Origin of the sequence: Saccharopolyspora halophila (genome assembly GCF_039531955.1) — a bacterium.
Taxonomy (GTDB): domain Bacteria; phylum Actinomycetota; class Actinomycetes; order Mycobacteriales; family Pseudonocardiaceae; genus Saccharopolyspora; species Saccharopolyspora halophila.
This window is the reverse complement of the sequence record NZ_BAAARA010000008.1, coordinates 354,892-373,293: the sequence shown is the minus strand read 5'-3', so window position 1 is coordinate 373,293 and position 18,402 is coordinate 354,892. Positions and strand designations below refer to the sequence as shown.

Annotated in this window: 14 protein-coding genes and 1 pseudogene; 8 read left to right on the top strand and 7 right to left on the bottom strand. The window is 72.3% G+C overall.

The genetic code is table 11. The annotated features are described in order from the left end of the window. Window positions 1–79 precede the first annotated feature (79 nt). Window positions 80–901 carry an N-acetyl-1-D-myo-inositol-2-amino-2-deoxy-alpha-D-glucopyranoside deacetylase gene (gene mshB / locus ABD289_RS14270; RefSeq protein WP_344132076.1) on the top strand — a complete coding sequence of 274 codons (822 nt, stop codon included), beginning with the start codon at window positions 80–82 and terminating at the stop codon, window positions 899–901. 322 nt (window positions 902–1,223) lie between these two features. Here mshB and ABD289_RS14265 read toward each other — a convergent pair whose 3' ends face one another. Both ABD289_RS14265 and ABD289_RS14260 read right to left on the bottom strand, forming a co-directional pair. Next, on the bottom strand, window positions 1,224–1,946 hold the full coding sequence (locus ABD289_RS14265) for a maleylpyruvate isomerase family mycothiol-dependent enzyme (protein ID WP_344132073.1): 723 nt from the start codon (window positions 1,944–1,946) through the stop codon (window positions 1,224–1,226). An 83-nt stretch (window positions 1,947–2,029) separates the two neighbouring features. Next, window positions 2,030–2,632 carry a MerR family transcriptional regulator gene (locus ABD289_RS14260; protein WP_344131546.1) on the bottom strand — a complete coding sequence of 201 codons (603 nt, stop codon included), beginning with the start codon at window positions 2,630–2,632 and terminating at the stop codon, window positions 2,030–2,032. A gap of 86 nt (window positions 2,633–2,718) precedes the next feature. Here ABD289_RS14260 and ABD289_RS14255 point away from each other — a divergent pair, with 86 nt between their 5' ends. The 6 genes and pseudogenes from ABD289_RS14255 (at window position 2,719) to ABD289_RS14235 (ending at window position 7,729) form a co-directional block, all read left to right on the top strand. Then, window positions 2,719–3,201 (top strand): DoxX family membrane protein, encoded by a 483-nt coding sequence (locus ABD289_RS14255; protein WP_344131544.1) that lies wholly within the window; start codon window positions 2,719–2,721, stop codon window positions 3,199–3,201. A gap of 683 nt (window positions 3,202–3,884) precedes the next feature. Beyond that, window positions 3,885–4,463 carry a TMEM165/GDT1 family protein gene (locus ABD289_RS14250; RefSeq protein WP_344131541.1) on the top strand — a complete coding sequence of 193 codons (579 nt, stop codon included), beginning with the start codon at window positions 3,885–3,887 and terminating at the stop codon, window positions 4,461–4,463. A gap of 502 nt (window positions 4,464–4,965) precedes the next feature. Beyond that, window positions 4,966–5,229 (top strand): annotated as a pseudogene (locus ABD289_RS25345) (zinc ribbon domain-containing protein); the annotation flags it as partial. 27 nt (window positions 5,230–5,256) lie between these two features. Then, a complete protein-coding gene (locus tag ABD289_RS14245; protein WP_344131538.1) occupies window positions 5,257–5,988 on the top strand; it encodes an IclR family transcriptional regulator in 732 nt (243 codons plus the stop codon). A gap of 154 nt (window positions 5,989–6,142) precedes the next feature. Further along, window positions 6,143–7,192, top strand: a complete 1,050-nt coding sequence (locus tag ABD289_RS14240; protein ID WP_344131535.1) for a saccharopine dehydrogenase family protein — start codon at window positions 6,143–6,145, stop codon at window positions 7,190–7,192. A 48-nt stretch (window positions 7,193–7,240) separates the two neighbouring features. Then, a complete protein-coding gene (locus ABD289_RS14235; RefSeq protein WP_344131532.1) occupies window positions 7,241–7,729 on the top strand; it encodes a GNAT family N-acetyltransferase in 489 nt (162 codons plus the stop codon). Between the two features lie 205 nt (window positions 7,730–7,934). Here ABD289_RS14235 and ABD289_RS14230 read toward each other — a convergent pair whose 3' ends face one another. From ABD289_RS14230 to ABD289_RS14215, 4 genes are all read right to left on the bottom strand, one after another. Further along, on the bottom strand, window positions 7,935–9,140 hold the full coding sequence (locus tag ABD289_RS14230) for a DUF2399 domain-containing protein (protein WP_344131529.1): 1,206 nt from the start codon (window positions 9,138–9,140) through the stop codon (window positions 7,935–7,937). 144 nt (window positions 9,141–9,284) lie between these two features. After that, window positions 9,285–13,406, bottom strand: a complete 4,122-nt coding sequence (locus tag ABD289_RS14225) for a TIGR02680 family protein (RefSeq protein ID WP_344131526.1) — start codon at window positions 13,404–13,406, stop codon at window positions 9,285–9,287. Continuing rightward, window positions 13,403–14,596 (bottom strand): TIGR02678 family protein, encoded by a 1,194-nt coding sequence (locus ABD289_RS14220; RefSeq protein ID WP_344131523.1) that lies wholly within the window; start codon window positions 14,594–14,596, stop codon window positions 13,403–13,405. Before ABD289_RS14220 ends, ABD289_RS14225 begins: the two co-directional genes overlap by 4 nt. Beyond that, window positions 14,593–16,212, bottom strand: a complete 1,620-nt coding sequence (locus ABD289_RS14215) for a TIGR02677 family protein (protein WP_344131520.1) — start codon at window positions 16,210–16,212, stop codon at window positions 14,593–14,595. The genes ABD289_RS14220 and ABD289_RS14215 overlap by 4 nt, the downstream gene beginning before the upstream one ends. A gap of 126 nt (window positions 16,213–16,338) precedes the next feature. On the opposite strand from ABD289_RS14215, the gene ABD289_RS14210 reads away from it, so the two are divergent. Continuing rightward, the gene (locus tag ABD289_RS14210; RefSeq protein WP_344132070.1) at window positions 16,339–17,268 is read left to right on the top strand and encodes a cobalamin biosynthesis protein; all 930 of its coding nucleotides are present in this window, start codon (window positions 16,339–16,341) and stop codon (window positions 17,266–17,268) included. A 210-nt stretch (window positions 17,269–17,478) separates the two neighbouring features. Here ABD289_RS14210 and ABD289_RS14205 read toward each other — a convergent pair whose 3' ends face one another. Continuing rightward, window positions 17,479–18,348 carry an SURF1 family cytochrome oxidase biogenesis protein gene (locus ABD289_RS14205; protein ID WP_344131516.1) on the bottom strand — a complete coding sequence of 290 codons (870 nt, stop codon included), beginning with the start codon at window positions 18,346–18,348 and terminating at the stop codon, window positions 17,479–17,481. Window positions 18,349–18,402: the final 54 nt, after the last annotated feature.

Genomic DNA, 18,402 nt, shown 5'->3' with positions numbered 1-18,402 from the left:
GCGTCACGTTGTCCCCCGCAGCCGGGCGTGGTGTCGGTGCGCGCGGCTAGGCTCGGTGGACATGAGCGAGCGGCGACTGATGCTGGTGCACGCGCACCCCGACGACGAGTCCACCGGGACCGGGGCCACGATGGCCCGATACTGCAGCGAGGGCGCCACGGTGAGCCTGGTGACCTGCACCAGCGGGGAACTCGGCGAAGTGGTCAGCGACGAGCTCGCGCATCTGCGCGGCGACCCGGATGCGCTCGGGGAGCACCGGCGCGGCGAGATCGAGAAGGCGCTGGCCGAACTCGGTGACGTCCGGCACCACTGGCTGGGCGGTCCGGGCCGGTTCAAGGACAGCGGCATGGCCGACACCGAGGGCAACACCGCCCCGGGATCGTTCGCGGCCGCCGATCGCGCCGAGGTGACCCGCGCGATGGTCGAGCTGCTGCGTGCCGAACGCCCGCACGTCGTGATCACCTACGACGACTTCGGCGGTTACGGGCACCCGGACCACATCGCCGCCAACCTCGCCGTGATGCACGCGCTCGACCCCGCGGCCGACCCGGATTACGAGCCGGAGCTCGGCGAGGCCTGGCAGGTGCCGAAGGTTTACTGGACCGCGCTGCCGGAGTCGATCCTGGAGCGCGCGAAGGAGGTCGGCGTCGATTTCCAGCCGCGCACCGTCCCGGACGCGGAACTGACCGCGGTGCTCGAGGGCGGCGAGTTCCACGAGGCCAAGCTCAACGCGCTGCGGCAGTACCCGAGCCAGGTGGTCGTCGACGACGACGGCTTCTTCGCCACCATGATCCGCCAGCCGGAGTTCGCCAACGAGCACTTCTTGCTGGTGCGCGGCGAACGCGGACCGGGTGAAGGCCCGTACAACCGGGAGCCTTGCCTGTTCGCCGGGATCGACTAGGCCTCATGGAGATGTTCCGGGTCGCGGGGCGGGTGGCGGAACCTCGGACGCCGCCGGGCTGCGGGAGCCGCGACTCGACCAGCCACCTGCGGGCGTTGCGGCTGTCCTCGCCCGGCGACGTCCGAGAACCCGCGGCGGTGCGGGCCGAGTCCCGCACCGCACCCCGCATCGCATGCTGCCGCCGCCGCATGTAGAGAATCTCCCGGGGACCGCTCTGGCCGGCGGTGCGAGCTGAGTCCCGCGCTCGAAAACAGCGGCTCCGCCGCACTCCTCCAACAGCTGCTAGCCGGCCGGTGCTGCGCGGCTCGGCCGCGCGCCCGTGCTAACCCGCGGCCCTGGAGCGGTCCGGGGCCGGTTCCGGATGTGCGGGCCACGGCTCCAGTTCCGGCAGCTCGCTCGCGGTCAGCCGGTGCGTGGGGCGGCCGGTCAGCCAGGCGGCCAGGTCCCGCGCCGGTCCGGCGATCTCGACGTCGCGAACCGCGGAGATCTCGCCGTCGGGCGACCAGCGCGCGGGACCGTCCGTCTGCCGCAGCGCGACACCGTCCGGCAGCCGGGGAAGCAGGAACTCGATGGTGTGGTGGCAGAAGTCATCGGTCCACTCCTCGGGGCTCACGCCGAGATCGAGGTCGACCAGGTGGATCCACACCTCCCGCCAGCGCATCCGCACGACCTCGGCGAGGTCGCCGTTGCGGTAGCGCACCGGGAGCTCCCAGTCGGCGGGGGAGGCCTGCGACCACACCGCTTCCAGGGCGGTGAGGTGCCGGGTGAGCCCATCGCGGTGCGAGTGGGCGTTGCCGGCGGCCAGGCCTTCGATTATGGCGTCGCGCTCGGCCCGACCGCCTTCGTAGGCGTCGACCAGTTCACCGCGCAGCGCGAGCGCGCTCACCCGCGCGAACGCGCGTGCGTTGTCGGTGAGGTGCGCGAGCACGTGCGCGCGGGACCAGCCGGGCAGCAGCGATGGCGTGCGGACCTGTTCGTCGGTCAGCGGGGCGGTCACCTCGAGCAGACGTCGATGAGCGTCTGCGACGGCTTTCAACGGAGGCATCACGCGGCCGGATCCTAGGGGTGCGAGACGATTTTGAACCCATCCGGATCGCAGCTGTACCCGAAAGTCTCATGATCATCCGTTCAGGGCAGCAAGCGACCGGAGAGCTCGATGTGCGCGAGGCGGCGCAGGGCCAGCAGGAGCGGCTCGACGAGGATGGTGCCGAGCACGACGTAGCGCAACGCTTCACCCGGGTCCTGCGGTGTGCCCGCGACCTCGGCCTCGGCGAGTTGATGCATCCGCCGCGCGTAGTTCAGCACGTCCTCGCGGCTGATCGGGAACCCGGCGGAATCCAGTCCCTCGAGAGCTGCGGCCAGTCGCCGCACCGGCTCGGAGTGGGCGGTCCGCAGTTCCCAGCCGAGCTCGTGGAGCACTTCCGCGGCGGAGGTCGTGTCGACCTCCTCGTCGGGTTGCGGTCGCAGCGGGGGATGGGCGGTGTCGAGGAGTTCGTGCAACGACTCCGGTGGTTCGGCCAGCCGATCCAGGACATCGCGCGCGGTGGCCACGCTCAGGCCGCCGACGCCGATGAGCGCGCGGATCAGGCGCAGCCGCGCGACGTGCGAGGTGTCGTAGCGGGCTTGGGTGGTCGAGGTCCGCTCGCCCTCGTGCAGCAGTCCTTCGCGCAGGTAGTACTTGATGGTCGCCACCGCGACGCCGGTTTCCTCGCTCAGCTCGGAGATTCGCACGTTCCGCCTTCGCCCGTCCCTTGTATTGGATAGTGCCACTCTCTAGTGTTGATAGTGGCACTATCCAACATACCCAGGGGGTCGGCATGGAACCGTTGATCGTGCTGGTCGTCGTGACCGGCCTCCTGCTTGCGGCCGGGACGCTGGGCGTGCGCGGGCTTCGCGCCTGGCCCGTCGCGCTGCGCGGCGGACTGGCCGCCATGTTCCTGCTCACCGGCGTCGTGCACTTCGCGTGGATGCGCCAGGAGATGATCGAGATGGTGCCGCCCGGGCTGCCCTCGCCTGCGGTGCTGGTGAGCCTGACCGGGGCGTTGGAGCTGCTGGGAGCGCTCGCGCTGCTCGTGCGCGCGCTCGCGCCGTGGTCGGCGGCGGGATTGTTCGCGCTGCTGCTGGCGATGTTCCCGGCGAACGTCCAGCACGCGTTGTCCGGTGCCGCGCTCGATCCGGGCGAAGGGCTGCTGCTGCGCACGCTGATCCAGCTGGTGTTCCTGGCGGCGACGGGGGTGGTCGCGGTGCACCACTTCCGGTCGCGGCGTTCGTCGGACGGAGTCGATGGCCGGGTGAGCTAGGGCGCGTGTTCGGGAAGTGCTTTGCTCGGCGGGGCGGGTAGCAGAAGCCGGTCGGCTCCGCGCGCCGCTCCTGATGTGTGCCAATGCACGGCGTCCCGGCGCACTCGCCGCGAAGCCGACCAGGACCTGCGGCGGTGCGAGCTGAGTCCCGCACCTGAAAAGCTGCTGCCGCCGCATTCATGAACAGCTCCTAGCCCGGAAACGCCGAACGGCCCCCGGCTCCGAGGAGAAGGAGCGGGGGCCGTGCCGGCTGGGGTCGATGCGCCGGTCGCCTCTGTCGGCGGTAGGCGCGACGCGGTTCCAGCCGAACGGTATTCCGCGAAGGCAATAGATGCGGCCCGGGGGACACGTAGCGCATCGACCACCCCGTCCAACGGATCGGGCCGAGCCGATGTTCCGCTCGCGAATGTGAGCCCAGCCTCATCGGACGCTGCGGCTGAATTCGTTTTGCGGCGCGCCGAAATAGCTATTTTGCGAAATGGAAAAACAAATTCCCGCGAAGCGGGTTGATTGTGAATTCCGAGCGGTTTCCGATAGAGTTTTGTTTGATCGAAGTCGAGCGTTCCGCGCAATGGCGGAACTTCCCGCGCGTTTGGCCGCGAGGTCACGAATGGCCTTGTTGCGCTGCTGAAATGCGCGTCAGATCGGGATCGGCCGCGCTGGCCGACCGGAAAGGATCCACGGTGCTGGGCAGTATTGCGCTGAGTTCTGCGGCGATCTTCGTCGCCGAGCTCGGCGACAAGTCGCAATTGATGGCCATGACCTTCGCCACGCGTTACCGGGCGTGGCAGGTCCTTGTGGGCATCACCGTGGCGACGACCATCGTGCACCTGGTTTCGGTGGCACTCGGATTCGGTCTCGGCGAAATGCTGCCCGCCGAGTGGATCGCGCTGCTGGCCGGCGTGGCGTTCCTCGGGTTCGCGGCGTGGACGCTGCGCGGTGATCACCTCACCGAGGAGGAGAAGAGCAAGGCCTCCCGCCGGACCGGATCGGCGCTGCTGGTGGTCACCGTCGCGTTCTTCCTCGCCGAGCTCGGCGACAAGACCATGCTGGCGACCGTGACGCTGGCCACCCACCAGGACTGGCTGGGTACCTGGATCGGCTCCACGGTCGGCATGGTGCTGGCCGATGCGCTGGCCATCGGGGTCGGGCTGCTGCTCGGCAGGCACCTGCCGGAGAAGTTCGTGCGCTACGGCGCCGCGGCCCTGTTCGTGGTCTTCGGCATCTGGTTGATCGGCGACTCGGCGCTCGCGCTGAGCTGACTGCGCGCGGCGCAGTGGGCAAGTCCGGCCGTTCGAGGCCGGGTCGGCGCCTCAATTTCGCGGGCGACCCGGCCCGTTGCGGCTGCTCGGTGCACCGCCGCATGATCGACGACCGCGCGCCGCCGAAAACGCGGCGAAGTGCGACGGGCCACGAGTGCCCGTGCATTGAGAACCGGTTCACCCGTTCGGTGAACTCGTGCCGCCGTCCGCCGGCAACGCCGTGTTGTCCCCGGCTGTCCCGAGGTCGCCAGCGTCGCTCTGGTGCAGGCATGTCAGGACGCACGCGCGGCGCACCGCAACTGGTTCGACTCGATGTCCGGCAACCGCGAGCTCGGTGCACCGCGTTGCCGGTCTCGCGAGGTCAACCGGCAAGCGATCCGCCTCACCCGCAACGGATTCACCCTGAAACCGAGCAGAAGGCTGTACGCGGCGAAGATCGGGGGACCCGCGCAACACGTGGTCGCGGGAGCTTCCGTCCGTCCGTCACGCATGCCGGACGTGCTCGGAGTGCGGGCATCTTGACGGGCCGAAACCGCTCTCGATCCGAACCTGGCCGTGCCCGTGCGGAGCAACGCACGACCGGGACCTGAACGCAGCCAAACATCCTCGCCGCAGGACGGGCGGAGGGGTCAACCGCCTGCGGAGAGACGGTCAGCCTCGCCGCTCAGCGGGGAGCACGTCTCGATGGACCAGGAACCCACCGGAGTGGTATGCGCCGCAGGAGCGATCTCGGTCATGCGGAGCCGGGATGATGTCGATGCGATAATTCCCGCTCCGCTGGAGGAGGATGCGCATGTCGAAGACGGTCGCCAAGGCGGTGCACGTGCTGGAGGTCCTCGCCGACGGGCCGCGCGGCATCGCCGAGCTCTCCCGCGAGCTCGGCGTGCACCACTCCACCGCCCTGCGCATGCTCCAGCCGCTCGTCGACGGCGGGCTGATCGCGCGCGGCCCGGAGGGGCGCTACCGGCTCGGCCTGCGGATGGTCGAGTTCGGCCAGCAGGTCCTCGAGGAGATGGACCTGCGGGTCATCGCCCGCCCGCACCTGCTCGCACTCGCCGAATCCGCCCGGGCGACCGCGCATCTCGTGCAGCTGGTCGACGATCGCGTCGTCTACCTCGACAAGATCGAGGGCTCGTCCATCCGCACCTGGTCGCGGATCGGGCGGGAGGTGTCGTTGCACACCTCCGCGGCGGGCAAGGCGATCCTGGCCGCGATGCCCGCCGAGCAGGCCGAACGCCTGCTGGCCGGGCACGAGTTCCGGCGCTTCACCGACCGCACCATCACCGACCCCGCGGCCTTCCGCGCGCACCTGCGCGAGGTCGCCCGCGACGGGTACGCGACCGATCGGGCCGAGTTCGAATCGCTGGTGCACTGCATCGGTACCGCGGTGCCCGGATTGCCCGCGGCCGTGTCGATCACGCTCGTGCGGACCGGAACCGACGAGCCCGATCCCAGCGCTCTGCTCGACGAGGTGTCCGCGACCGCGGCGGCCGTCGCCGCCGATCTCGGTTCGGCGATCGGGTGAGGTGGACAACCCGTGACCGCTCGCGGCGGTGTTCGTTGGGGACGGGGCGATGCCGGGAGCGCCTCCCGGGATCGGACGGCGTGCCAGGTTCCGCCGCCCGCACCGCCGCGCACGACGAGTCCGGGACGAGCGCTCGAACGGGAGTGGGGCCACCATGAGCTGGATGATCTACGGGGCGAGCGGCTACACCGGGCGGCTGATCGCCGACCTGGCGATCGACCGCGGTGAGCGTCCGGTGCTCGCGGGCCGCGACCCGGCCAAGATCGCCGCGATGGCCGCGCCCCGCGGCCTGCCCTACCGGACCTTCGACCTGTCCGATCCGGAGGAGGTCGCCGAGCGGCTGCGGGACATCGACGTGGTGGCGCACTGCGCGGGCCCGTTCTCGGCGACCTCGGAGCCGATGATCTCCGCGTGCCTGCGTTCCGGCACGCACTACCTGGACATCACCGGTGAGATCGACGTCTTCGAGGCGGCCTTCGCCCGGGACGCGCAGGCCCGCGAGGCGGGCGTGGTGTTGCTGCCCGGATCGGGTTTCGACGTGGTGCCCACCGATTGCCTGGCCGCCCTGGTCGCCGCCGAGCTGCCGGACGCGACGCGGCTGGACCTGGCCTTCCAGGCCTCCGGCGGAATCAGCGGCGGCACGCTCAAGAGCGCCCTGGAGGGCGCGGGAATGGGCGGCCGCGCGCGCATCGACGGCGACATCTGCGCGGTGCCGCTGGCCTGGCGGCAGCGCGACGTCGCGTTCCCCTCCGGGCAGCGCAGGGTGACGTCGTTGCCCTGGGGCGATGTCAGCACGGCCTTCCACAGCACCGGGATCGGCACCATCACCACCTTCACCAGGCTGCCGGGCCTGGATCGGATGCCGGCCCGCGCTTCCGGCCCGTCCCGCGCGCTGCTCGGCTCGGCCCCGGTGCAGCGGCTCGGCAAGGCAGCGATCGGCGCGCTGGTTCGCGGACCGGGTCGCGGTCACCGCTCGCGCAGCTGGGTCGAGGTCTACGCCGAAGCCACCGATGACGCCGGCCGCACCGTCTCGGCCGCGCTCATCGGACCGGACACCTACGACCTCACCGCCGACGCGGTGGTGCGCTCGATCGGCGCGCTGAACGCGGTCTCACCGCGCGCGGGCGCGCACACCCCGTCCACGGCCTTCGGCCCGGACTTCGTCCGCAGGTTGCACGGGATCAAGGTCGTCGAGCCCGCGTGAGCGGGAATACGTTGGCGTCCGGCGGGGGCATCGCCGAAGCTGGGCAGCATGCGAATTCGAGAGGCGACCACTGCGGACTGGCCCGCGATCTGGCCGTTCATGCGCCGGATCGTGGCCGCGGGTGAGACCTACGCCTACGACCCGGACCTGAACGAGGACAAGGCCCGCCAACGGTGGTTCCCCGCTTCGCCCGGCTACACCGTCGTCGCCGTCGACGACGACGGAACGGTGCTGGGAACGGCGATCTCCGGGCCGAACCGGGAGGGACCGGGTTCACACGTGGCCACCGCCAGCTTCATGGTCGATCCCGAGGCGGGTGGCCTGGGAGTGGGCCGGGCGCTCGGCGAACACGTCCTCGGCCGTGCCCGCTCCGAGGGCTACCGGGCGATGCAGTTCAACGCCGTCGTCGAGACCAACACCGCGGCCGTCGCGCTGTGGGAATCGCTCGGCATGGAGATCATCGGCACCATCCCCGAGGCCTTCTACCACCCCACCAAGGGCTACGTGGGACTGCACGTCATGTACCGGTTCCTCTGACGCCGCGGCTGCCCGCTGCCCGGCGACCCCGACGAGCGGTCCGGTTCCGGCAGCGGAGACCGGAGCGGACCGCCCGGGGAACCGTTGAGCAAGTCCGGCGCCGCTTCGGGCGCGATGCCCCTTCGGATGCTCGGGGAGCGGCCCGGGGAGCCCGCGCGCCTTCGCCGACCCGCACCGCCGAGCAGCGCCCGTTCCCGAGCGGTCCTCAGAGCCCTTCCCGCAAGTCCGCGAGGAGCTGCGGGAGCAGCTGCTCCTCCTCCACCGCGCGGGCCGCGGTCGACATCAGCTCGGCCAGCGCCGGGTCCCAGGGCGTCGGTACCGGAGTGCCCACCAGGTTCGAGAGGTCGATCCGGTCGGCCGCGGCCTGGTCCACCGCGTTGCGGTAGTCGGTGGCGGTCATCCGCCAGGGCTCGGCGCCGAACTGCTGAACCGCGTGCGCCGCGCTGATCCCGTGCCAGTCGAAGTCGGCGTGGTGGTGCAGCGTGGCGCCGTCGCTGATCAGGCGGCCGAGCAGCGCCCGGGTCGCCGTCGTCGGCGGGCCGGACAGGCACAGCATCGGGTGCCGGATCCCTTCGCGGATGGCCGCTTCCAGGACGCGCGGGTGCTGGCAGATCGCGATGGCGGTGTCCGGCTCGACCAGCCGGGGCGGGGCGGCGCGCAGGTCCAGGTGGGTCAGGTGCGCGGGTAGCCCGAGCTCGGTGCGCTGCCGGATGCCCGCCGACCACGGGTCGTTGCCGGACAGCGGGAGCGCCCAGGTCAGAGTGGTGTCGGCGACCCCGTCGGGCGCGACGCCGCAACGCTCCCACAGGGCGCGGCGCTCGCGATCGTTGCTCGGGGCGGCCTGCTCGTGCGCGAGCGAAGCCGCCTTGATCACCACGCGGCTCGTCGTCGTGCCGTCGTCGAGCAGGTGCGGATCTCCGGTCAGGCCGGCGAGCTCGCCGCGCGAGGTCCAGATCCGGGGCATCCCGTGCAGGTTCATCGCCGCCAGCACCCGCGCGGAACGCCGCGCCACGACCGGCAGCTCGTCCGCGGCCACCCGGCCGTAGCGCAGGACCCAGGCGATCCACGGCTGCGCCCAGGGCTCGTCGGCGAGCCCCTGGGCGTCCAGCGCGGCGCGCAGCACCTCCTCCGGGCCGGACTCGGCCGTTTCGGAGGGACCGGCCGCTTCGGCCTGCAGCGCCTCGGCCAGGCCGGTGCCGAACCTCGCGCGCATCGCCTCGTCCAACTTGGACACGCTGATCCGCGTGCCCTGCCCCCACATCGGCCGTCCGTACAGCTCGCCCACGGCCTGCCGGGCCGTCTCGTCGGGCAGCTCGAGCCGGAACGTCGGCGGCTGCTTCGGCGAGGCCAGCGCCTCGCGAGCGGCCGCCCACAGCCCCTGCAGCGCGGGCTCCCGCAACACTGCCCGCACGTGTTCTCCTGAATCCAACGAAAGTCCTCCCACCGCCAAGCAAACCACCTACTCCGCAGATCTGCGCAAGGCGCCCCCTTGCGTCCGCAACCATCAGTGCTCGTCCTCGACCGTCCCGCCGGTGGGCGAGCACGGGCGGAGCACTCAGGCGTTCGATCGGTGCAGGTCGGTGCCGGTCCAGGTGGTGTGGGTGCAGGCGATGCCGTGCCCACTCCGGGGACGCAGCACGTCGTAGATGTGCATCTTGGGAATCTTCGGGGACACGCCCCAGCCGCTGGGCCAGGTGATCAGCCAGTCCATGTCCAGATCCACCAGCAGGCCCAGCATGCGCGCGATGGTCGGGTCGTCCAGGCGCTCGAAGGCCTCGTCCAGCAGCACCAGCCGCAGCGGGCCGCGTCCCCCGGAGGAGACGCTGACCGCGTCGTAGAACGCCGCCGCGGCCGCGAACAGCGTGACGTAGGAGATCAACCGGGTCTCGCCGGAGGACAGCTGCCGCAGCCGCCGCACGCGCGGCTTGCCGTCCGGTCCTTCATCGCGCACCCGCACGGTGAAGGCGAACCACGACCGGTAGTCCAGCGCGCGGGCCAGGATCTCGGCGTAGCCGCCGGTGCCGCTGTCGCGTTCGGACTCGATGAGATCGGTGAACACCCGCCGCAGCAACGCGTCCTGGTCCTCGCTGCGGTCGGCGAACGGGGTGCGGACCAGCTCGATGGCCTGCTTGATGTCCTCGCCCAGCGCAGCCGAGGGCTGCCACTCCAGCTGGACGTGCACGCCCTGGCTGGAGCGGGCGCGGTCGAGGACCTCGTTCATCCGCTTGCACAGGTCCGATGCGATGCTCATCTGCCCGCGCAACCGTTCGGCGAGGTCGCGGATGAGGTAGTCGGCGAAGATCGACTGGTAGCGCTCGTTGAGGTAGCCGCGCTGCTCGTCCAGCCGCTGCCCGACCCGCCGCGCGGCCTCGGCGACCGGCTGCGGTCCCTCCTCGCCGGTGACGGTCACCGTGAGCAGGCCGTCCTGGTCGGCGGCGGTGATGTCGTAGTTGCCGCTGAGCGCCTGCTGCAGGGTCTGCAGCCGGTTGAGCACGGTCGACTCGGTGGCGCCCTTGCGATCGGTGCCGCTGAGCAGCTCGGCGGCCTCGTCGAGCTCGCCCGGCGACTCGTCGGACACCTCGGCCGCGGTCCACAGCCCCGGAACCCGCAACGCCCGCCGGAACGACTCGGTCGCCGAGTCGGCGTCCTGCTCGCGACCGGCCAGCTGCGCCTGCTTGTTCTCCAGCTGGGTCTCCAGCCGGGCGGAGGCCTCGCGCAGGCCGGAGATGCGCTCCCGCTCCTGCGGGAGCCGCTTGCGCAGGTCGGTGCGTTCCTGCTCGAACGCGCCGACCTTCTCCGAGATCTCCTGCGCGGCACCGCCGACGGCCGAGGTCAGCTCGGAGAGCCCGGTGGCCTGGTCGGCGTACTCGGCGCAGCGCCGGTCCGCCTGGTTCTCGGCCTCCATCCGGTCGGCGACCGCCACGTCGTGGTGCAGCGAGACATCCCGCAGGTCCGTCAGCGTCGGTAGGCAGCGGGACTCGACGGCTTCGCGCAGCGCGTCGATGCCGGAGCGGGCGTCGGTGGCGGCCCGGTGCGCGGCCTCCAGCGCCTGGGTCTCGGCGGGCAGTCCCGCCTCGCCCGCGGCCCGGACTAGTTCGGCCTGCGCGGCCTGCCAGCGCTGCTCCACCTCGAGGTGCTGCTCGCGCAGCTGGGCGACCTGGCGCTCGTTGTCCTCGGCGGTCTCGATCGCGGTGGTCAGCTTCGCCTGCGCGGTGAGCAGCTCACCGTCGTCCGGGAAGGTCTCCAGGTGCTGCTCCAGCGCGGTGGCGCGTTCGCCCGCCTCGCGCTGGCGCCGTTCGGCCTGCCCGATCCGATCGCGCAGGCCCGCCAGCTCGTCCTCGAGATCGGCGATCCGCCGCGCCCGCGCGGTCTCCCGCGCTCCCGCGCCCACGTATTCGGCGGCGTCCTTGCGCCAGCGGCCGGAAAGCACGCCCGCGCACCAGGAACCGTCCACCGACACGGAGAGCCCGCCGCCACCACCGGTCGAGACCGCGGCGAGCAGCTCGGAGACCCGCTCCGGCGGTACCGGGCAGTCCGAAATCGCCGCCGGCGACAGCAGATCCGACAACTTGCCGCCGCTCGCGGGATCGGAGGGCACCGCCAGCAGCTCGGCCATGCCCGGTACCTGCCCGTCGGCGGTGACCCAGGCGTTGAGCAGCCCGCTGGACTGCAGCGCGGCCTCCAGCCCGGCGCGGTCGGTCTCGCTCAGCGACGCCTGGAAGTCGACGAGCTCGTAGAAGGCGCGGCCCCGGCTGGTGTCGCGGTCGCCCTCGCTGCACGCCGGTCGTGCGGGGCGCTGCTCGTGGCCCGCGCGCAGTTCGGCGAGCTCGTCCTCGCGCATCTCGCACTCGGCGCGCAGCTCGGTGAGCTCCTGCTCGACGGCCGAGACCTCGCGGCGCGCCTCGTGCAGCTGCGGGCGCGCCCACTGCCGCGCCCGCTCGCGGGCCTTGCGGGTGGCGGCGGTGCCCGCCACGAGGTCGTCGGCCGAGGGCGGTTCCGGTGCGGGCTCCTCGGTCGCCGCGGGCCACTCGGTGGCCCACTTGCGGGCGCGCTCGACCCACACCGCGGCCGCCTCGGCGACCTCCTGGTGGGCCTGGTTGCGGCGTCCCGCGGACTCGGTGGCGGTCAGCTGCGCCTGGCGCGCGTTGCGCTGCAGTTCGGCGACCTGGCGCCCCTCGGCGTCGAGCTCCTCGGCCTGCTGGTGCAGCGCCATGGTCAGCGCCGCGCGCTCGCGCGCCTCCTCGGCCGCCTGGACGGAGGAGTCCACCACGGCGCGGAACTCCCGGGCCAGCTCGTCGGCGTCGAACTCCGGTGTCAGGCAGCGGTCCACGGCGGTCGGTTCCGCGTCGGGCTCCGGTGAGGTGCGCACCTGACCGGTCTCGGTGCGCAGCTCGGCGGCGGGGACCTGCGGTGGCTGCGGCAACCCGGAATCGCCGAGTCCGGCGGTGGTCAGCTGCTGGCCCGCCCGCGTCGCGGCTTGCCCCGCCGCCTCGGCGTCACCGGAGAGCCTGCGCAGCAGGCCGATCACCGACTCCGCGGAGCGGGTCTCCTGCGCCCGGTGCCTCGTGGCGGTGTCGAGGGCGGAAACGGCTGCGGCGCGGGTGCTTTCCACCAGCGCCTCGCGGTCCCGGAGGTTCTGCAACTCGGAGTAGGCCGGGTGCGAGCGCAGCGCGTCGATGCTGGACTCCAGCTCGGTCTCGCGCTGTTCCAGCTCGGCGATCGTCCGCTCCGCGGTTTCGCGCTCCGCGCGCTTGCCGTCGACCTGCTCGGACAGCCCGGCCAGCTCCTCGCGCAGGGCGCCGAGCTTGCGCTGCGCCGAGCGCATCGCCTCGGCCCGGTCGCGCAGCGCGCCGAACGCGTAGCCGGAGTAGGTGGTCAGGAACGCGGTGAGCGCCTTGTCCGCGCCGGTGAGCCGGACGATGTTCTCCCGGATCGACTCCAGGTCGTCGAACGAGGTCGCGAGCCGCTCGATCAGACCCGGATCCAGCGGTGGCAGCGCGTCGGAGAGGATCTGCTCGAGCTGGCCCTCCAGGACCTTCAGGCCCACATCGGGGTTGCGCAGGGTGCGCTGCAGGTGCAGCAGGTCGCCGTAGCGCGCCGCGGGCACGCCGTAGACGGTCGCGGCGACCTTCGCGCGGAAGGATTGGTCGTCGAGCACGCAGTCGGCGCCGAGCAGTTCGCGCAGCTGCGCCGATCCGAGCGGCACCCGGTCGGCCCCGACGAGGTGCAGCGAGTGGCCGACCCGGCGGCTGGTGATGAACCGCCAGGAGTCGCTGATCGACTGCGAGGTCTTGGAGGCCTTCACGCCGATGCCGCAGGTGAGGAATTCCTCGCCGCCCTCGGGGGTTTCCCGGCGGAGCTCGATCCAGGCGTAGCCGATCCGGTTGGGTCCGCCCGGGTACTCGTCGAGCATCAACCGCCGCGCGCTGACCGTGTCGAAGCCCTTGGAGCCGAGCTGCCGCAGGTCGCCGTCCAGGCACAGCGGCAGCAGCAGCTCCAGCGTCCGGGACTTCCCGGAGCCGTTGGTGCCCTGGAAGATGGCCCGGCCGCCGTCGAGGTCGAAGGTCGTCTCGGCGTACTGCCAGATGTTGACGATGCCACCGCGGTGCAGCCGCCAGCGGTTGCCGACCTCCGCGATCGGCCCGTGCTCGGCCGTCTCGGTGCTGTGCTGGCTCACCGCTGTGCCTCCATGTCGTCGAACAGTGACAAGCCGGGCTCCTCCGGCGCGGGAGGCGGCTCGGGTTCCCGGTTCTGGGCCGGGGTGGCGTCAGGTTGTGGGAGCCATCGGTGCGCGGCCGGGCTCAGCGACCACTCCCCGTCGCGCTCCTGCAGCAGGCCGAGCCTGGACAACAGGGCGATCACCGATCGCACCAGGTCCTGGTGGTCCTCGGTGGCCGAGCGGGACCACGCGGCGGGGTAGTCGTCGACCAGCCGCTGGCAGACGTCGGCGAAGTCCTGCCAGCCTACCGGGTGCCCGCCGGACTGATCCGGATCGTTGCGGGCCAGCAGATCGGGCAGCGCCAGCAGCGCGATGCGCGCGACCGTGCCGGGCCCGGGGAAGATCACATCGGTGAGGTAGTCCTCCGGGTCGCAGACCACCACGCCCTCGGCGCGGCACTCGCTCACCAGACCGAAGAACCGCTCCAGCAGCCGCGATTCGGAGACCACGCGCTCGCGCAGCCAGGTCGCCTGCTCCTCGGGCAGGTCGCCGTAGAGCACCACCGGGTTCTCGATGAGCTTGCGGCGCACCGCGTGCTCGCGCTGCCGGGGCCCGGCAGCGGCGGCCAGCTCCACCAGCTCCTCGGGAGAAGCCGCCTCGGCCAGCGGCCCGGCGACGAGCTGGCCCAGCATGTCGGTGTCGATGGTGATCAGCGCCTCGGCGGCGGAGTCGGCGGTCACCGAGCCCTCCGTCTCGGTGATCACGCCGATGGATACCAGGTGCCGCAGCGCGGCGGTCAGCGCCCGCCGATCGGCCGGATCGTCGACGATCTCGATGCCGGATTCGGACGCGGCCGCCCGGACGTCGCTGACCAGCCGGGACAGCAGGACCTGGCGGCCGATCCCGGTCAGCGCGGCCAGGGTCAGCGCGACGTAGGCGTAGCCGCGCGGGGTGAGGTCCACGCCGCGGCCGGCGTCCTGCCCCGGTCCTGACTTGTACAGCCGGGCGAAGCGGCGCTCCACCACCAGCCGGTAGCCCAGCAGCGAGGAGAACACGTCCTGCAGCGCGGTGCGCTGCCGGTAGATCATCGGCAGCAGGTCGCCGTCCGGCCCGTCGGCGCGCAGCAGCGGGCGGCGCAGCAGCACGCGGGCGCACCGCACCACGTTGGCCGCGTCGATGTCCGGCAGTTCCTCGAAGCTCGCGATCACCGGGTGGCTCCTTCGGAGTTGGGCACGGTGCCGTCACCGGCGAGCTCCAGTGCGGTGTCGCGCAGCGTCAGCTCGCCCGCCGCGCTGCTGATCCGCGTCTCCCGCCCCGGTTCCGGGCGCACGGTGACCCGCAGCCGGTGCACCGGGTCGAGCGCGGAACCGACGTCGTCGGAGCCGTCGCGCTGGGCCATGGCCAGGGTCAGGAGTTCGCAGAGCACGCTCAGCGCCTCGGGGGAGAGCCGCTGCTCGCCGATGCGGGCCCCGGCCAGCTCGGCCACGGCCGCGCTGCGCTGCTGATCGGCCTCCCTGGCCTCCTGCAGCAGGGTCTCCTCGGTCATCGGGTCGTCGAGCACCCGCGAGGTGCGGCCGCGCGCGCCCCGATCGCCGCGGCTGCGGACGCTGACCGTCACGTCCTGCACGGGTCCGTCCCGCCAGGGCACCTTGTCGTTGTCGGTGTCGTAGTCCGGGGCGGGCTGCAGGTGCCGCGCCGAGTGCAGCCCGAACGCCGCGGCGTAGAGCTGGTGGGAGGTGCGCTCGTCCGAGTCGTCGAACCACTTGGCCAGCTTGAGCAGCTCGCCGCGCCTGCCGGGGACCAGGCCGCCGCCGGAGGTCGCGCGCTTGACGCTGGCCAGCAGCGATCCGATCGCCCGGGCCGTGGCCTCGCGCAGCGCGGCGACCTGGCTCGGCCTGCCGGGAGCGTCCACGAACCAGTCGGTGAGCTCCTGCCAGTCGGCTGCGGCTCGTCCGCGCGCCCGCTCGACGTCGGTGCCCAGCTGGTCGGCGGGCCCGAGCAGCCGCAGCAGCTCGCTGCGCGCTTCGGCGAGCCCGGCCAGCGAGTTCGCGATCGTCTCGGTGTGCCGCAGCACGTCCTCGACGACCATCTGGATGTACTCGACCAGCAGGTTGCGGAACCCGGAGATCTCGTCCGGCGCGAGCTGGTGGCGGGTGACGACCTGCCCCAGGTAGGCGTAGAAGTCGCGGACCGTGGCGGCCAGCTCGGCGTGCTGCAGGAACACCGTTGTGACCTGCTCGGCGAGCCGTTCCCGGGCCTGCCGCGCCGCCTTGCCGTTCGGATCGCGGCTCTCGGCGGTCAGCGCGTCCGACAGCGCCGTGCCGATGGCCGCCAGCCCGCGGTCGATCGCGGGCAGCAGCTCGCGGGAGACCTCGCGGGCGCCCTCCGGCACGTGCAGCAGCGCGTCGACGTCGCGCTGCACGCGGACCGCGAGCTTGCTGACCTGGTAGCGAACGCTGCCGTGCTGGAACTCGGCGATGCTCGAAGCGATCGTCTCGCGCCTGCCGACGACGAGGTTCCCCCAGCGAACCAGCTGCTTGAGCCGGTCGATCACGGTGTCCACATCGGACTCGCCGGGTGCTACTCGCACCTCCCGCTCGGCAGCGGCCAGCGCTGCGGCGACCTCACCGGCGGACAGGTCGGCCAGCAGCGTCGAGGTGAACAGCCGCATGATCGCCAGGTAGGTGCGGTGCTCCTGCGCCTGCAGGTAGGCGAACAGCTGGAGCCGCCCGTCGTCGCCGGGCTGCTCGGGAGCGCGCGCGGCCGCAGGAGTTCCCGCGATGCCCGCGCGCAGCACATCTGCTTCCTGATCAGGGGCTGTCACGGTGCGCCACGATATCCCGTAGCCCGGATACGGGCGGTCACCTGTCGGGTGGTGCTGGGTCACAGCTGGGGTGGCGGTAGTTTTCCTGGGGATTTTCGCGGATTTCGGGTGATTGGAGAGGTGCCGGTGGGTGCGGGGCGAGCGGTCGGACTCCTGCTCGGGGTTGCTGCGGACGCAGCGTTCGGCGATCCGGGCCGCGGGCACCCGGTCGCGCTGTTCGGGCGTGTCGCGCAGTCCCTGGAGAAGGCGCTCTACCGGGATCGCCGCGCGGCCGGGGTCGTCTACACCGGGCTGCTGGTGGGCGGAACCGCCGCGCTCGGCGTGCTGGTCGAGCGCACCGCGCGCCGCGGTCCGGTGCTGGAGGCCACCGCGACGGGCGTGGTGACCTGGGCGGTGCTCGGCGGCACGTCGCTGAGCGACGAGGGCGCCGCGATGGCGCGCTTGCTGGAGGCCGGGGAACTGGAAGCCGCGCGCGAGCGGCTGGGCAACCTGTGCGGGCGCGACGCGGCGGCTCTGGACGGCCAGGGCCTGGCGCGGGCGACCGTGGAGTCGGTGGCCGAGAACACCTCGGATGCCGTGGTCGCGCCGCTGGTGTGGGGCGCGATCGCCGGGATTCCCGGGCTGGTCGGCTATCGGGCCGCCAACACCCTCGACGCCATGGTCGGGCACAAGTCACCGCGCTACCGCGAGTTCGGCTGGGCGCCCGCGCGCTTCGACGACCTGCTGAACCTGCTGCCGTCCCGGGTGGCGGCGGTGGTCACCGCCGCGTGCGCGCCGGTGGTCGGCGGCTCGGCCGGGGGAGCGTGGCGGACCTGGCGCCGGGACGCCTCGGCGCACCCGAGCCCGAACGCGGGGCAGGTCGAAGCGGCCTTCGCCGGTGCGCTGGAGATCCGCCTCGGCGGGCGGACCGTCTACGGCGATGTGGCCGAGCAGCGGCCGATGCTCGGCGAGGGACGCACCGCCGACGCGGGCGATGTGACGCGCGGCGTGGAGCTCTCCCGCCTGATCGGCACGGTCACCGGCGCGCTAGCCGCCGCGACGGCGGCCCTGCGCTGATTTCTGTTTGAGGGGCCGCTTTGCCTGGCGGTGCCGGGAACGGAACCTCAGGCGTCGTCGGGCTCCGGGAGCCGCGACTCGAGTAGCGGGCTGCTCGGCGCTGCGGCTGTCCTCGCCCGACGACGTCTGGGAACCCGCGGCGGTGCGGGCTGAGTGCCACGCTCGAAGCAGCGGCTTCGCCGCGAACTGAAACGACCCGTTGAGCAGCTCCTAGTTGCGGGAGCGCTCCTCGGCCTCGGCCTCGAGGCGTTCCTCCTCGGCGATGGCCGCGGCGACCGACTTCCTGCGGCTGCGCGCCTTGGGCTTGGCCGGGCCGTCCGAGGCCTGCTGCTGTTGCTGCCACGGGGCCGTCGCGCCCGGGCGCAGCTCGGAGTAGATGAGGTAGCCGATGGATCCGAGCGCCATCACGCCGAAGGTGATCCACTGCAGTGCGTAGGAGAAGTACGGCCCGGTCTCCAGTCTCGGCAGCGGAAGCGGGTTGAGCACGCCGGGCTGCTGCTCGGTGAGCGTGAAGTAGCCCGGGCGCAGGTCGATGCCGGTGCCGCGCGAGATCGTGCCGGAGTTGATCGCGTACGCCCAGCGCCGCCCGTCGTGCTCGAACAGCGGGCGCTGCTCGTGGTCGATCTCGTCGGCGCGGACCCTGGCGACGATCGTGACCGGCCCTTCGGGCGCGGCGGCGTAGGACGGCGCGTGCGTCGCGCCGACCGGCCGCACATAGCCGCGGTCGACCAGCACCGTCGTGCCGTCCTGCAGCCGGAACGGGGTGAGCACCTCGAAGGCGGCCTCGCCGAGCACGGTCCGCTGCCAGCCCAGCACCTCGCCCTGCGGCAGGTAGTGGCCGCGCATCTCGACCTTCGCCCACTCGGTGCGCACGTCGATCTCCCGGCCCGGCGGCAGCACCTGGTCCAGGGGTTTGGGCGGCGTGTGGAAGGACTCCTGGATCGCGGCGTTGCGCGCCTGGGTCTCCGCGTCGCGCCCGAACTGCCACGGTGCGAGCAGCGTGAAGCACAACGTGGCGAAGACCACGACGAGCGCGATCAACCCGAGCCAGCGAGGCCGCAGCAGAAACTTCAGACGCACGCCCCCACGGTAGGCGGCCCCGCCGACCGCCGTGGCCGAGACCCCACCCGGACG

Excerpts from the sequence above, each read along its gene's own strand:
- ABD289_RS14235 (WP_344131532.1), top strand. The coding sequence starts at position 7,241 with ATGCGAATTCGAGAGGCGACCACTGCGGACTGGCCCGCGATCTGGCCG.
- ABD289_RS14255 (WP_344131544.1), top strand. The coding sequence starts at position 2,719 with ATGGAACCGTTGATCGTGCTGGTCGTCGTGACCGGCCTCCTGCTTGCG.
- mshB (WP_344132076.1), top strand. The coding sequence starts at position 80 with ATGCTGGTGCACGCGCACCCCGACGACGAGTCCACCGGGACCGGGGCC.
- ABD289_RS14240 (WP_344131535.1), top strand. The coding sequence starts at position 6,143 with ATGAGCTGGATGATCTACGGGGCGAGCGGCTACACCGGGCGGCTGATC.
- ABD289_RS14265 (WP_344132073.1), bottom strand. The coding sequence starts at position 1,946 with ATGCCTCCGTTGAAAGCCGTCGCAGACGCTCATCGACGTCTGCTCGAG.
- ABD289_RS14245 (WP_344131538.1), top strand. The coding sequence starts at position 5,257 with ATGTCGAAGACGGTCGCCAAGGCGGTGCACGTGCTGGAGGTCCTCGCC.